The 14,004-nt window shown below is 62.4% G+C and carries 15 protein-coding genes; 13 read left to right on the plus strand and 2 right to left on the minus strand.

Annotation, left to right across the window (positions count from 1 at the left end):
• Positions 1–67 precede the first annotated feature (67 nt).
• The 7 genes from nifB to L2I41_RS08835 all read left to right on the plus strand — a co-directional run bounded on the left by nifB (position 68) and on the right by L2I41_RS08835 (position 4,320).
• Positions 68–1,549 carry a nitrogenase cofactor biosynthesis protein NifB gene (gene nifB / locus L2I41_RS08805; protein WP_237153162.1) on the plus strand — a complete coding sequence of 494 codons (1,482 nt, stop codon included), beginning with the start codon at positions 68–70 and terminating at the stop codon, positions 1,547–1,549.
• A gap of 43 nt (positions 1,550–1,592) precedes the next feature.
• On the plus strand, positions 1,593–1,793 hold the full coding sequence (locus L2I41_RS08810) for a 4Fe-4S binding protein (protein WP_237153163.1): 201 nt from the start codon (positions 1,593–1,595) through the stop codon (positions 1,791–1,793).
• 16 nt (positions 1,794–1,809) lie between these two features.
• A complete protein-coding gene (locus L2I41_RS08815; protein ID WP_237153164.1) occupies positions 1,810–2,574 on the plus strand; it encodes a 4Fe4S-binding leucine-rich repeat protein in 765 nt (254 codons plus the stop codon).
• Positions 2,575–2,579: 5 nt separating this feature from the next.
• Positions 2,580–2,882, plus strand: a complete 303-nt coding sequence (locus L2I41_RS08820; protein WP_237153165.1) for a nitrogen fixation protein NifZ — start codon at positions 2,580–2,582, stop codon at positions 2,880–2,882.
• A gap of 33 nt (positions 2,883–2,915) precedes the next feature.
• Entirely contained in the window at positions 2,916–3,128 is a 213-nt protein-coding gene (gene nifT / locus L2I41_RS08825; RefSeq protein ID WP_237153166.1) for a putative nitrogen fixation protein NifT, read from the plus strand.
• Between the two features lie 2 nt (positions 3,129–3,130).
• The gene (locus L2I41_RS08830; RefSeq protein ID WP_237153167.1) at positions 3,131–4,009 is read left to right on the plus strand and encodes an SIR2 family NAD-dependent protein deacylase; all 879 of its coding nucleotides are present in this window, start codon (positions 3,131–3,133) and stop codon (positions 4,007–4,009) included.
• Positions 4,010–4,113: 104 nt separating this feature from the next.
• The gene (locus L2I41_RS08835; RefSeq protein ID WP_237153168.1) at positions 4,114–4,320 is read left to right on the plus strand and encodes a hypothetical protein; all 207 of its coding nucleotides are present in this window, start codon (positions 4,114–4,116) and stop codon (positions 4,318–4,320) included.
• A 78-nt stretch (positions 4,321–4,398) separates the two neighbouring features.
• Here L2I41_RS08835 and L2I41_RS08840 read toward each other — a convergent pair whose 3' ends face one another.
• On the minus strand, positions 4,399–4,620 hold the full coding sequence (locus tag L2I41_RS08840) for a hypothetical protein (RefSeq protein ID WP_237153169.1): 222 nt from the start codon (positions 4,618–4,620) through the stop codon (positions 4,399–4,401).
• Positions 4,621–5,013: 393 nt separating this feature from the next.
• Here L2I41_RS08840 and nifH point away from each other — a divergent pair, with 393 nt between their 5' ends.
• The 3 genes from nifH to nifK all read left to right on the plus strand — a co-directional run bounded on the left by nifH (position 5,014) and on the right by nifK (position 9,223).
• Positions 5,014–5,913: a nitrogenase iron protein gene (gene nifH, locus L2I41_RS08845; RefSeq protein WP_237153170.1), complete on the plus strand. Its 900-nt coding sequence runs from the start codon at positions 5,014–5,016 to the stop codon at positions 5,911–5,913.
• A gap of 94 nt (positions 5,914–6,007) precedes the next feature.
• Positions 6,008–7,525: a nitrogenase molybdenum-iron protein alpha chain gene (gene nifD / locus L2I41_RS08850; protein ID WP_237153171.1), complete on the plus strand. Its 1,518-nt coding sequence runs from the start codon at positions 6,008–6,010 to the stop codon at positions 7,523–7,525.
• A 156-nt stretch (positions 7,526–7,681) separates the two neighbouring features.
• Positions 7,682–9,223, plus strand: a complete 1,542-nt coding sequence (gene nifK, locus L2I41_RS08855) for a nitrogenase molybdenum-iron protein subunit beta (protein ID WP_237153172.1) — start codon at positions 7,682–7,684, stop codon at positions 9,221–9,223.
• Between the two features lie 80 nt (positions 9,224–9,303).
• On the opposite strand, the gene L2I41_RS08860 is transcribed toward nifK, so the two are convergent.
• Complete coding sequence (locus L2I41_RS08860; RefSeq protein WP_237153173.1) at positions 9,304–10,245, minus strand: hypothetical protein; 942 nt, start codon at positions 10,243–10,245, stop codon at positions 9,304–9,306.
• Positions 10,246–10,557: 312 nt separating this feature from the next.
• Between L2I41_RS08860 and L2I41_RS08865 the strand changes: the two genes are divergently transcribed.
• The 3 genes from L2I41_RS08865 (at position 10,558) to nifE (ending at position 14,001) form a co-directional block, all read left to right on the plus strand.
• A complete protein-coding gene (locus tag L2I41_RS08865; protein ID WP_237153174.1) occupies positions 10,558–11,538 on the plus strand; it encodes an acetylxylan esterase in 981 nt (326 codons plus the stop codon).
• On the plus strand, positions 11,510–12,238 hold the full coding sequence (locus L2I41_RS08870) for an esterase family protein (protein ID WP_237153175.1): 729 nt from the start codon (positions 11,510–11,512) through the stop codon (positions 12,236–12,238). Before L2I41_RS08865 ends, L2I41_RS08870 begins: the two co-directional genes overlap by 29 nt.
• A gap of 182 nt (positions 12,239–12,420) precedes the next feature.
• The gene (gene nifE, locus L2I41_RS08875; RefSeq protein WP_237153176.1) at positions 12,421–14,001 is read left to right on the plus strand and encodes a nitrogenase iron-molybdenum cofactor biosynthesis protein NifE; all 1,581 of its coding nucleotides are present in this window, start codon (positions 12,421–12,423) and stop codon (positions 13,999–14,001) included.
• Positions 14,002–14,004: the final 3 nt, after the last annotated feature.

Below are 14,004 nucleotides of genomic sequence, written 5' to 3' on the forward strand. Positions count from 1 at the left end.
AATAAAAAATCTGGCACGCCCTTTGCGAAACCTCTCTGCAGGGAACCCACGAGAGGGAGTGTTCCGGATGAACAAGCCGCTTATTTCGCTCGACAGCCTGGCTCAGCCCATCGATTTCGACGCCCTGAAGGCCACTGCCAAGTCGGGCGGTTGTTCGACGTCGTCCTGCGGTTCGTCGGCCAAGCCCGAGGACATGGACGCCGCCGTCTGGGACAAGATCAAGGATCATCCCTGCTACTCGGAAGAGGCGCATCACTATTTCGCCCGCATGCATGTGGCGGTGGCGCCGGCCTGCAACATCCAGTGCAACTACTGCAATCGCAAATATGACTGCGCCAACGAGAGCCGCCCCGGTGTCGTCTCGGAAAAGCTGACGCCCGATCAGGCGGTGCGCAAGGTCATCTCGGTCGCCAATGAAGTACCGCAGCTGTCGGTGCTCGGTATCGCCGGTCCCGGCGACAGCTGCTACGACTGGAAGAAGACCAAGGCGACCTTCGAGGCGGTGGTCAAGGACATCCCCGACATCAAGCTCTGCATCTCCACCAATGGCCTGGCGCTGCCAGACCATGTGGACGAGCTGATGGAGATGAATGTCGATCACGTCACCATCACCATCAACATGGTGGATCCGGAGATCGGCGCGAAGATCTATCCGTGGATCTTCTACAAGAACCGGCGCTGGACCGGCGTCGAGGCTTCGCAGATTCTGCACGAACGGCAGATGCAGGGTCTCGAGATGCTGACCGAGCGCGGCATTCTCACCAAGATCAACTCGGTGATGATCCCCGGCATCAACGACGAACACCTCATCGAGGTCAACAAGTGGGTGAAGGCGCGCGGGGCCTTCCTGCACAATGTGATGCCGCTGATCTCCGCGCCGGAGCATGGCACGCATTTCGGCCTGACGGGCCAGCGCGGCCCCAAGCCCATGGAACTCAAGGCTCTGCAGGACAAGCTCGAAGGCGGTGCCAAGCTGATGCGCCATTGCCGCCAGTGCCGCGCCGATGCGGTTGGTCTGCTCGGTGAGGATCGCGGCCAGGAGTTCACGCTCGACCTGTTGCCGGAGACCGTCGCCTATGACCCGGCCAAGCGCGAGGCCTATCGCGAGTTCGTCGCCTCCGAGCGCGGCGATCACATGGCGGCCAAGGAGCAGGCGGTTGCCGCCGTCAAGGAAGCGGCGGTCGATGCCAGCCTGCTGGTGGCGGTGGCCACCAAGGGCGGCGGGCGCATCAACGAGCATTTCGGCCACGCCCGCGAGTTCATGGTCTACGAGGCGCGCCCCTCCGGCATCGTCTTCGTCGGTCACCGCAAGGTGGAGAACTATTGCATGGGCGGCTTCGGCGAGGACGCTTCGCTCGACGGCATCATCGAGATGCTGGAGGGCGTCAACGTGGTGCTCTGCTCCAAGATCGGCGACTGTCCGCAGGACATGCTGCAAGCGGCCGGCATCGAGGCCACCGATCGCTTTGCCTTCGACTATATCGAGACCGCCATCGGCACCGTTTATGCCGAGCGCTTCGGCGCGGAGCTGGCCGCCGCGGTCGCCTGACTTTCAACTTAACGGGCTAATCTATCTTTCCACGGAGAGTATCATGGCGTTCAAGATCATCACGTCCCAATGCACGGCCTGCGGCGCTTGCGAGTTCGAGTGCCCGTCGGCCGCCATCAGGTTCAAGGGCGAGAGCTACTGGATCGACCCGGCCAAGTGCACCGAATGCGAGGGTTCCTTCGACACGCAGCAGTGCAATGCCGTCTGTCCGGTGCCCAAGACCTGCGTGAAGGCGGCGGCCTGAGGGATCGGAGGCGGCGGTGGCCAAGGCTGAGCCCGACGATGATCCCCCCTTCGACTGGCTGGGCAATCCGGTGTCCTGCACCGATTGCCCGCACGAGGACATCCGTCGGCAAGGCCGGTGCGATCTCGGCAAAACCTGCGTGATGGACCGGCGCGGACGGCGGATCGACCGCTTCTTCGCCGCCAACCGGCAGGAAGCCGAGCGCTATTTCGGCCACCCCTATTTCGAGGTGCGTACCCTGGCTGCCCGCTATGCTTCGCCCTTCCAGCTCCCGCGCCTGATCGGCGATCCCGAACCGGATGTGCGGGCGGTGGTGGCAACGCGCCTGCCGCTCACTCGCGTGCGGGCCATGCTCGCCGATCCGGAGCCGCGCGTGCGGGCCGCCCTTGCCGGCCGGCTCGACGGCGAGGCACTGGCGATCCTGTTCGACGACCCGGACTATATGGTGCGGCTGGTCGCCGCCCGCCGATCGCCGCCCGCACTTCTGGTGCGGATGATGCGCGACCAGGACCCTGCGGTGCGCCGGATCGTTGCCCGACGCATCGAGGACTATCAGCTCGTCCACATGATCGGCGATCCCGAGCCGCTGGTGCGTATCGAGGTGGCGGCGCGGTTGCCGGTCGGGCGTCTCAGGCTGATGGCCGACGACGATGATTTCCGCGTTCGCCACACGCTGGCCGAACGCATGCGGGCGGAGGATCTCTCCGTACTCGCCGATGATCCCGACGACCTGGTGCGGGAGACCGTGCGCAAGCGTCTCGGGCTTGATGAAGAGGAGTGACGTCGATGGGCCTTGGTCGTGAAGAGGAAGTCGAGATCCGCAAAGCCCCCGTCTTCCTGCCGGGCGAGAAGGTGCAGGCAACGCGCCATGTGAAGAATGACGGCACCTATTTCGGCAAGGAAATCGGCGAAAATCTCGTGCGCAAGGGCGACGTTGGCTATGTGCGCGACATCGGCACCTTCCTGCAGCAGTTCTACATCTATTCGGTCGAGTGGATCGATCGCGGCACGCTGGTGGGCATGCGGGCGCGCGAACTGATGAGCCTCGACAAGCAGCCCGCCGCCGCCCCGTCTTCGGCCGCAGAGTGACCAGGTCTTCGGGTTTCCGACAAGGAGTTGCAGATGAAGGTGATGATCCGCAGGAGCGACAAGGGGCTCTCGGCCTATGTTCCGAAGAAGGACCTCGAGGAGCCGATCGTCGAGGTGGAGAAGGAGACGCTCTGGGGCGGATCGGTGAAGCTCAAGAACGGCTGGACGCTGATCCTGCCGGAGATGCCCGAGGACACGCGCCTGCCGATCACCGTCAATGCCAAGAAGCTCGGCGAGGAGGACTGACGATGACGGCTCTTCTGAGCGGTGGTGAGTTGATCCGCGTGACCGGTGCCGACGCGCTGGCGCTGCTAGCCGACGTGCGCGCATCGCTCGCGGCCGATCGCCTTGTGCCATATCTCGGCCCCGATCTGCTGGCGCTGGACGCGCCGGCGGCGGTGCCCATTCTGCCCGAGGAGGTGGCGAAGCTGCTGCACAAGCGCACGCCAGCGCCTTCGCGCATCCGCACGAACATGTGGAGCGTGGCGCAATATATCGACAGCCGCAAGCATCGGAAGACGCTCACGGCCTATATGGTCGACATCTTCGGGGCACCGCCGCAGCCCACGGCCTTTCACCGCTGGCTGGCCGGACAACCGCTCTCCATGCTGGTGGACAGCTGGTATGACAGCACGCTCCGGGCCGCGCTGGTCGGTTCGGGGCGCAGCGATGTGGTCGATGTGCAGGGCACCACGCGGGCCGGGATCAATCTCGACCAATGGTATCTGAGCTACGACCTGTCCGGCGCCGTGGTGCCGGGCGAAAAGGCAGGCGCGGCTGCAACCATACTCTACACACCGCATGGCGGTGTGGCGCCGGCCGGCAACTTCCTTGTCGCCGACAGCGACTATGTGGAGGTGCTGACAGAGATCGACATCCAGACGCCGATCCCGCTGGTGGTGCAGGAGCGGCGCACAACGCGTGGCTTCCTGTTCCTCGGCTGTCGCTTCCACGACCAGATGCTGCGCACCTATGCCCGGCAGATCATGAAGCGATCGTCGGGGCCGCATTACGCGGTGGCCGATTGCGACAAGCTGCAGAAGAACGAAGCCAAGTTCTTCGCAGCCCAGGGCATCGTGGTGCTCGACATCGGTCTCAAGGTGGCGACCGATCTCCTGATGCAATGAGTGCGTCTTGCGCATGACCCCGGGGGCCGAGACAACGCGGTCTGAGTTCAGACCGTAAGCCTTGGTCATGGACGCTTCGGCGTCGTGACCAAGGAGACAGAACGATGAAGTCCCGATTCATGAGCCGCGCCGGTCTGCAGACGTCTGCTCCCACCACGCCTGTTCTTGTCGGCGCCGTTGTGCTCGCCGGCCTGTCGATTGCGGCCCATTTCGGCGTCCTTCATGTTGCCGAAATCGTGCGCTATCAGTTTGAACTGTTGCTGGCCGGCTTCCTGCTGCTTCTGTGCGGGGCGCTGTTCCGCAACCTCTGACAAAAGAAACTGACCTCCAAAGTCCTCCAAACACCTTGGCCGCGTCCGGTTCCACCCCGCCGGACGCGGTCTTTCATTTCAGACAGCCAGATCAGCCCATTTGACCTCGTAGTCCCTGTGCTTGGGCGGGGTCTTGCCGAGCTTGCGGAAGCTCTCGATGACGTCGTCGATGGAGAGTTCCCCGGGAACGCCCTGCACCTCGTAGATGCTGGCGCCGCCGTTGGTCAGCCCTGGTTCGGCCAGGCGTGAGGCCTGGGTGACAAGGCCTTCGTAGGCCACCTTGATCATGTGTGTCGCCATCAATCGTGCTCCTGTGAAAAGCTGTGTTGCGAAGCCGACACGACTTGTCGTGCCGAAGCTCCGTGCACGATCAGTTGTGCAGGCGACGTGCCATTCGGCTGAGGGAGGCGCGCAGGCTGGCGCTCACCATTTCCAGACGTCCGATGGGGCCAGGCCCGACATGATTTTGTCGGGCTTTGTCGTCCCCCCGACAGAGGGCTGTTTCGTGCCTTGCCAGGGTGAGGTATCCGACAAAATATTGATTTTACATGTAAATTGGCGACTTTTCGGATGCGCGGGCAACTTGGCACGCTGCTTGAAATTCACCTGTTGCGAGGCGGCCCAGACGCTGCCGACCGAGATTGAACACCGACTTCCTTTCGTCACGTCTCACAGCAACAAGGGAATACGAACATGGCAGCACTCCGGCAGATTGCCTTCTACGGCAAGGGCGGTATCGGCAAGTCCACCACCTCACAGAACACCCTGGCGGCCCTCGTCGACCTCGGCCAGAAGATCCTGATCGTCGGCTGCGACCCCAAGGCCGACTCCACCCGCCTCATCCTCAATGCCAAGGCGCAGGACACCGTGCTGCACCTGGCTGCCGAGCATGGCTCGGTCGAAGATCTTGAGCTCGAGGACGTGCTCAAGATCGGTTACAAGGGCATCAAGTGCGTGGAGTCCGGTGGTCCGGAGCCGGGCGTCGGCTGCGCCGGTCGCGGCGTCATCACCTCGATCAACTTCCTCGAGGAAAACGGCGCCTATGACGATGTCGACTATGTCTCCTACGACGTGCTCGGCGACGTGGTGTGCGGCGGCTTCGCCATGCCCATCCGCGAGAACAAGGCGCAGGAAATCTATATCGTCATGTCCGGCGAGATGATGGCGCTCTATGCGGCCAACAACATCGCCAAGGGCATTCTGAAGTATGCCAACTCGGGCGGCGTGCGCCTCGGCGGGCTGATCTGCAACGAGCGCCAGACCGACCGCGAGCTGGATCTTGCCGAAGCCCTGGCCAAGCGCCTCAACTCCAAGCTCATCCACTTCGTGCCGCGCGACAACATCGTGCAGCATGCCGAACTGCGCAAGCAGACGGTGATCCAGTATGCGCCCGACAGCCAGCAGGCCCAGGAATATCGCCAGCTCGCCCAGAAGATCCACAACAACTCCGGTCAAGGCACGATCCCGACGCCGATCACCATGGAAGAGCTTGAGGACATGCTCCTCGACTTCGGCATCATGAAGTCCGACGAGCAGGCGCTTGCCGAACTTCAGGCCAAGGAAGCCGCCAAGGCCCTGGCTGCCGGCCACTGATCCCTGAGGAGGAGGCGTTCCGCGCACCGGGCCTTGACCCCGGCGGGTTGCCGCCTCCTTCACCCCGCAACGCGACAGTCACGAGGCTTGCCCCATGACCACCGATTATGAAAACGACGGCGAGGCCAATGAAAAGTTCATTGAGGAAGTCCTCGCCCAATATCCCGACAAGTTCGCCAAGCGTCGCCGCAAGCATCTGACGGTCGCCAAGTCGGCGGCGGAAGAGCATCCCGGCGTCGCCCAGGAGAGCGAGGAAGGACCGCTGTTCACCGAATGCGACGTCAAGTCGAACATCAAGTCGATCCCCGGCGTCATGACCATTCGCGGCTGCGCCTATGCCGGCTCGAAGGGCGTGGTGTGGGGCCCGATCAAGGACATGGTCCACATTTCCCATGGCCCGGTCGGCTGCGGCCAGTATTCCTGGTCGCAACGTCGCAATTACTATATCGGCACCACCGGCATCGATACTTTCGTGACGATGCAGTTCACCTCCGACTTCCAGGAGAAGGACATCGTCTTCGGCGGCGACAAGAAGCTCGAGAAGGTCATCGACGAGATCGAGACGCTGTTCCCGCTCAACCACGGCATCTCCATCCAGTCGGAATGCCCGATCGGCCTGATCGGCGACGACATCGAGGCCGTGTCCAAGAAGAAGGCCAAGGAACACGAAACCACTGTCGTTCCAGTGCGTTGCGAAGGCTTCCGCGGCGTGTCGCAGTCACTCGGTCACCATATCGCCAATGACGCGATCCGTGACTGGGTGTTCGACAAGAAGGAAGTCGAATGGGAAGCCGGTCCCTATGACGTCAACGTCATCGGCGACTATAACATCGGCGGCGATGCCTGGGCTTCGCGCATTCTGCTTGAAGAAATCGGCCTGCGCGTCTGCGGCAACTGGTCGGGTGACGCTACGCTGGCCGAAATCGAGCGCGCGCCCAAGGCCAAGCTCAACCTCATCCATTGCTATCGGTCGATGAACTACATCTGCCGCCATATGGAAGAGAAGTATGGCGTGGCCTGGATGGAATACAACTTCTTCGGCCCGAGCCAGATCGAAGCCAGCTTGCGCAAGATCGGCAAGCATTTCGGTCCGGAGATCGAGGCCAATGTGGAGAAGGTCATCGCCAAGTATCGGCCGATGGTCGACGCGGTGATTGCCAGGTTCGAGCCCCGCCTCAAGGGCAAGAAGGTGATGCTTTACGTGGGCGGCCTGCGTCCGCGCCATGTCATCACGGCCTATGAAGATCTCGGCATGGAGATCGCCGGTACGGGCTATGAATTCGCCCATAACGACGACTATCAGCGCACGGGCCATTACGTGAAGAAGGGCACGCTGATCTATGACGACGTGACCGGCTACGAGCTCGAGAAGTTCATCGAGAAGGTGCGGCCAGATCTCGTCGGCTCCGGCATCAAGGAAAAGTATCCGGTGCAGAAGATGGGCATTCCCTTCCGTCAGATGCATTCGTGGGACTATTCCGGCCCCTATCACGGCTATGACGGCTTTGCCATCTTCGCCCGCGACATGGATCTGGCCATCAACAACCCGGTCTGGGACCTGTTCGATGCGCCCTGGACCAAGGGCGACGAGATGGCCGTAGCGGCCGAATAACAAAGGACTTTTCCCTCTCCCCGGGTGGGAGGGGGAGCCCCTTCTGCAGCCTCAACCCCTGTTCACCACGCGCGACCGAGACCGTCTGCGCGATCCCTTCTCCCTTGCCCGATTGTGCCGCCGTCTGGCGCGGCCCGGAGCCAAAGAGGTGATCAAATGCCCCAGTCCGCCGAAAAGATCCTGGACCATGCCCCGCTGTTCCGCGAGCCGGAATACAAGGAAATGCTGGCCAACAAGAAGATGTTCGAGTGTGGCGCGTCCTCTGGTGAAGTCGACGATATGGTCGAATACACCAAGACCAAGGAATATCAGGACAAGAACTTCGCTCGCGAAGCTCTGGTGGTCAACCCGGCCAAGGCTTGTCAGCCGCTCGGGGCGGTTTTTGCTGCCAACGGCTTTGAGAAGACCATGAGCTTCGTGCATGGCTCGCAAGGTTGCGTGGCCTATTACCGTTCGCACCTCAGCCGGCATTTCAAGGAGCCCTGCTCGGCGGTGTCCTCGTCGATGACGGAAGACGCGGCGGTGTTCGGCGGCCTCAACAACATGATCGATGGTCTTGCGAATACTTACTCGCTCTATCAACCGTCGATGATTACTGTGTCTACCACATGCATGGCGGAAGTCATCGGCGACGATCTGCACGGTTTCATCGAGAATGCCAAGACGAAGGGCTCGGTTCCCGCAGATTTCGACGTCCCCTTCGCCCATACACCGGCCTTCGTCGGCAGCCATGTGGACGGCTATGACAATGCCATCAAGGGCATTCTCGAGCATTTCTGGAAGCCGCTGACGCGGGCCGACGTGCCGGCCAACTCGGTCAACATCATTCCGGGCTTTGACGGCTATTGCGTTGGAAACAATCGCGAATTGAAGCGTATCCTCGGCATGATGGGCGTGTCCTACACCCTGATTTCCGACGCTTCCGACCAGTTCGACACCCCGTCCGACGGCGACTACCGGATGTATTCGGGCGGCACCAAGCTCGAAGACGTGAAGGCCGGCCTCAATGCCAAGGCGACCATTTCGCTGCAGCATTGGAATACTCGAAAGACCCTGGACTATTGCGCCGAGAAGGGCCAGGAGACCGCGTCCTTCAATTATCCGATGGGTGTTCGCGCCACCGACGCCCTGTTGATGAAGATCTCCGAGATCACCGGAAAGTCGATCCCGGAAGAGCTGCGTATGGAACGCGGTCGTCTTGTCGATGCCATGGCCGACAGCCAGGCTTATCTGCACGGCAAGAAATATGCGATCTATGGCGATCCGGACTTTGTCTATGCCATGGCCAAGTTCATCCTGGAGACAGGCGGCGAGCCGATCCATTGTCTTGCCACCAACGGCTCGAAGGATTGGGCCGAGGACATGGCCAAGCTGTTTGCCACCTCGCCTTTCGGCAAGGATTGCAAGGCGTATCCCGGCAAGGATCTGTGGCACATGCGCTCGTTGCTGTTCACGGAGAAAGTCGATCTCCTGATCGGCAACTCCTACGGCAAGTATCTGGAGCGTGACACCAAGACTCCGCTACTGCGCATGACTTTCCCGGTCTTCGATCGCCACCACCACCACCGCTTCCCGCTGTGGGGTTACCAGGGCGGCTTGCGGGTGCTGACGGCGCTGCTCGACAAGTTCTTCGATCTCTATGACGATGATACCAACGTTGCCGCCGAGACGGACTATTCGTTCGATCTGACGCGCTGAGTGCGAAAGTTACACGGCGCAAATGCAATGGGTAGGTCTCGCGACCTACCCATTTTTGTCGGCTGCATGTCGCGGGTATGTCACTCCTCGTCGCCGAACTGGGCGCCGGGGAAAATCCCCTCGATCCAGTCTTGCATGAAGGTGACGCGGCCGAAGGTGGAGGTGTCACCATATTGTGCTTCGCCGGTGCCGTTCGAGTTGACGCCGACGATTTCCCAGACGCCACCGACCTTCATCCAGGCCGAGCCGCCGCTGTCGCCGGAGCCGAGCAGACCGGCCAGACGATCGGGCGGCTCTGTGGCGCCGCCGGTGGGAACTTCGACCGAGCCATCCTCCTTGGGCAGGGCGATGGTCATGGTGCCGCCGGCGTCCTCGTCTTCCGGAGGAACCGGATCGATCGGATCGTCGGCGATGTCGACGATGCCGTCGGCGGCGGCCTTGTCCGACCCCTCGTCATATTTTTCGTCCTCACCGACAGAGCCGATGCCGCGTGTGCCGTAGCCGACGAAGGTGATGAGATGGCCGAGTTCGGACGTGCCGGTGTAGATGGTCGGCTGCGGGCCGGTGTCTTCCAGCGGCTCTTCGAGGCGCAGGATGGTGAAGTCGTAGCCGGCGCGATTGTTGACGTCGCCGTTCCACAGCGGGTGGACCCAAAGCTTGTCGATCTTGACCACGTGACCGTCGGGTGCGCGGGCGACGTAGTCGTCGACCTTGGCGGGCAGGTCGAAGATATGACCGGCGGAGAGCAGGTAGGCGTGTTCGTCGTCGTTGCCGATCCACGTGGCGGAGGCTTCGCCCCAGCTTTCGCCATCGGTGGACAGGGCAATCACCGACTGGAACTGCGGCTCGGCGGCAAGGTCGAGAGCGGCGGTGAAGCCGGCGGCGGGGTCGTCTTCGGTGCCGCCTTCCTCTTCCCAGGTGCTGTCGAGAATGACGACGGCGTGGGCGGCTTCGCTGAGCACGAGACTCGGGATCAGAAACAGGACAGCACAGGCGAGGTTGCGCAAGGGAGCAATCGACATGAAGGCAATACTCGTGAAGGGACGGTCAAAAGAGGACGGTTCTGCCCCGAAGGGGGATGAGCGGCGGATCGTGCCGCAACTGGCGTTACGGGATGGTATGTAGCTTGCCGTAAGGTGCTGATTTTTCGGCTATAGTTAATTCCTGGCTGACGTGGCCGCCTACTCGCAGCCGGGCGTGTGCCGGAAGTTGTGCGGTCGGGTTTTCCACAGAGGATTGGGTGGCCTTTGCAGAGGCCGCTTGTAGATGACAGACGCATGGGAAATGCCGGGAAGATCCTGATTGCTTCCCTCCGGTCAAAGGTTCGGCAGGCCGTGACGTTTCCGCATAACTTTCCCTTCGATCCGGCCTATGGGCTGACACTTGACGATCTGCAGGCGGTGGCACCGCCGGAGGAACCGGAGGATTTCGATGCCTTCTGGCGCGCACGCTATGCGGCTGCGCTGGCGGTGGATCCCGCGCCAAAGCTCAAGGTGGGGAAGATCCAGCATCCGAACTGGCATGTGGTCAGTCTGACCTATCGCTCCACGGGCAAGTTCAAGATCAAGGGCTGGCTGCTGCTGCCGAAGTCCGGACCCGTGCGGCGTGGTCTGGTGGTGGGGCATGGCTATGGCGGACGCGATCAGCCCGATCTCGACCTGCCGGTGGAGGAGACGGCGATCCTGTTTCCCTGCTTCCGGGGCTTGTCGCGCAGCGCCCGGGCGCCGATCTCCACCCAGTCCAACTGGCATGTGCTGCATGATATCGACAAGCCGGCCGAGTATATCATCGGCGGCTGTGTCGCCGATCTGTGGTTGGCGGTGTCGACGCTGATCGCGCTCTATCCCTGGCTCGACGGCAACATCGGCTATGCCGGCATCAGCTTTGGCGGCGGCATCGGCGCGCTGGCCATTCCCTATGACCGGCGCATCGACCGGGGGCATCTGGCCTTGCCGACCTTCGGGGCGCAGGAACTCCGGCTGAAGCTGCCGTCGGTGGGCAGCGCGGCCTCGGTGCAGGCCTATGAGCGAGAGCATGGCAATGCCATGCAGACCCTTCGGCTCTATGACGCGGCGGTGGCCGCGCGGCGCATTGCCGTGCCCATGCTGATGGCGGTGGCCCTGTTTGATCCGGCGGTAGCGCCGCCCTGCCAGTTCGCGGTGGCCAATGCGGTGACAAGAAATCTTTGCAAAACCGTCATCCTGGATGCAGGGCATTTCGATTATCCCGGCAAACAAGAACAGGACGCGATGTTGCGTTGCGAATTCGCCCGGTTTTTTGCTCCTCATGAAGCGCGAATATCATCGTTGGCATAGTCACAATCTCCAGCGGGACATGGAGCTTCTGGTCTTCGGCCATGCCGGCGCCAAGGTGATCATGTTTCCCACCCGCGACGGTCGGTTCTTCGAATATGAGGATATCGGCATTGTCGGGAGCCTCAGGGCCAAGGTGGAGGCCGGGCAGCTGCAGCTCTACTGCATCGAGGGACTGGCGCGCGAGACCTTCTACAACAGGCACCTGACGCCGCCCGAAAGGCTGGCCCGGCACGAGCGCTTCGAGGCCTATGTGCTCGACGAGGTGCTGCCCTTTGCGCAGGCGCGCAACGCCCATGATTGCGTGATCGCACAGGGCTGCAGCCTTGGGGCCTTCCAGGCGTCGAGCCTCGTGTTCCGCCACCCCGACCGCTTCCGCAAGCTCGTTTCCTTCTCGGCCCGGCATGACCTGACGCTGACGATCGAGCATTTCGGCGACCTTCTCGACGGCCACCGGGGCGACGACGTCTATTTCCACATGCCCACCCATTTCCTGCCGGGCCTTGCCTGCGAAGCGCGGCTCGAAAGCCTCAAGGCGCTCGACATCGTGCTGGTGGTGGGCAAGGACGATCCGTTTCTCGAGAGCAATCAGGCGCTGAGCCAAATTCTGACGGACAAGGAGATTCCGCATCGGCTGCATTACTGGGACGGCCGGGCGCATCGCGGCGGTGCCTGGCGGCGCATGGCGCCCCTGTTCATCTGAGGGGCGCGCGTCGCGAATCCGACAAAGCCGTGTAGGACGGGCTGTCCGGGGCGAGACAAAGGCGGCTGACAGGAAAGGTTATCAAATAAAATCAATGCCATGACCGTGTGGCACGCGGCTTGCGATTTCACCTTGGCAAGAGCCGAATGGACGGCTGTGTCGGGTGAGTGAGGGCGGTGCCGATGTCGCTGCAAGCCAAGATCGCCGATGTGTTCAATGAGCCCGGTTGCGACAAGAACCAGGGCAAGGACGCCAAGGCGCGCAAGAAGGGCTGCTCCAAGCCGCTGACGCCGGGCGCGGCGGCGGGCGGTTGCGCCTTCGACGGCGCCAAGATCGTGCTGCAGCCGATCACCGACGTGGCCCATCTCATCCATGCGCCGCTCGCCTGCGAGGGCAACAGCTGGGACAATCGCGGGGCGGGCTCCTCGGGGTCGGATCTGTGGCGGCGGTCGTTCACCACCGATCTCACCGAGCTCGACATCGTCATGGGGCAGGGCGAGAAGAAGCTGTTCAAGGCGATCAAGACGATCAAGGAACGCTTCGATCCGCCGTCGGTCTTCGTCTATTCCACCTGCGTCACGGCGCTGATCGGCGACGACATCGACAGCGTTTGCCGCCGTGCGGGCGAACGCTTCGGCTTGCCGGTGATTCCGGTGAATGCGCCGGGCTTCGTCGGTTCGAAGAATCTCGGCAACAAGCTGGCCGGTGAGGCGCTGCTCGACCATGTGATCGGCACGCATGAGCCCGACGATGTCGGCCCTTACGACATCAACATTCTCGGCGAGTTCAATCTGGCCGGCGAGTTCTGGATGGTGAAGCCGTTGCTGGACAAGCTCGGCATCCGCATCCGCGCCTGCATTCCCGGCGACGCGCGCTATCTCGACGTGGCCTCGGCGCATCGGGCCAAGGCGACGATGATGGTCTGCTCGACGGCGCTGATCAATCTTGCCCGCAAGATGGAAGAGCGCTGGGGCATCCCCTATTTCGAGGGCTCGTTCTATGGCATTTCCGACACGTCGGATGCGCTCAGGCAGATCGCGGCGCTGCTGGTGCGGCAGGGGGCGGATGCCGAACTGATCGACCGCACCGAGGCGCTGATTTCAGAGGAAGAGGCGATCGCCTGGGAGCGGATCGCCGCCTATCGCCCGCGCCTCGATGGCAAGCGGGTGCTGCTCAACACCGGCGGCGTCAAGTCCTGGTCGGTGGTGGCGGCACTGCAGGAAGTGGGCATCGAGATCGTCGGCACCTCGACCAAGAAATCGACGGACGAGGACAAGGAGCGGATCAAGCAACTGCTCAAGGACGAAAAACACGCCTTCGACGCCATGGCGCCGCGCGATCTCTACAAGCTCTTGGCCGAGAATCGCGCCGACATCATGCTGTCCGGCGGGCGGACGCAGTTCATCGCGCTCAAGGCCAAGATGCCCTGGCTCGACATCAACCAGGAACGCAACCACCCCTATGCCGGTTATGACGGCATGGTGGAGCTGATCCGGCAGATCGATATCGCCGTGCACAATCCGGTGTTCGCGGCGGTGCGGGAGGTGGCGCCCTGGGATGAGGAGGGGTGGGTTCAGGATGCGCGCGTTCACACCCCCCTCCCCAACCCTCCCCCTCAAGGGGGGAGGGAGAGTGTTGTGATGGCCGCTGCGTTCTCTCCCCCCTTGAGGGGGAGAGACAGAGAGGGGGGTAGCGAGGTCTTGACCTCGCCCGTCTTCCAGAAATTCGCCGCCTCTGGGGCGGGCGACAATGATGATTGCTGAGGG

Source organism: Oryzibacter oryziterrae, from assembly GCF_021864535.1.
GTDB classification, from domain to species: Bacteria; Pseudomonadota; Alphaproteobacteria; order Rhizobiales; family Pleomorphomonadaceae; genus Pleomorphomonas; species Pleomorphomonas oryziterrae.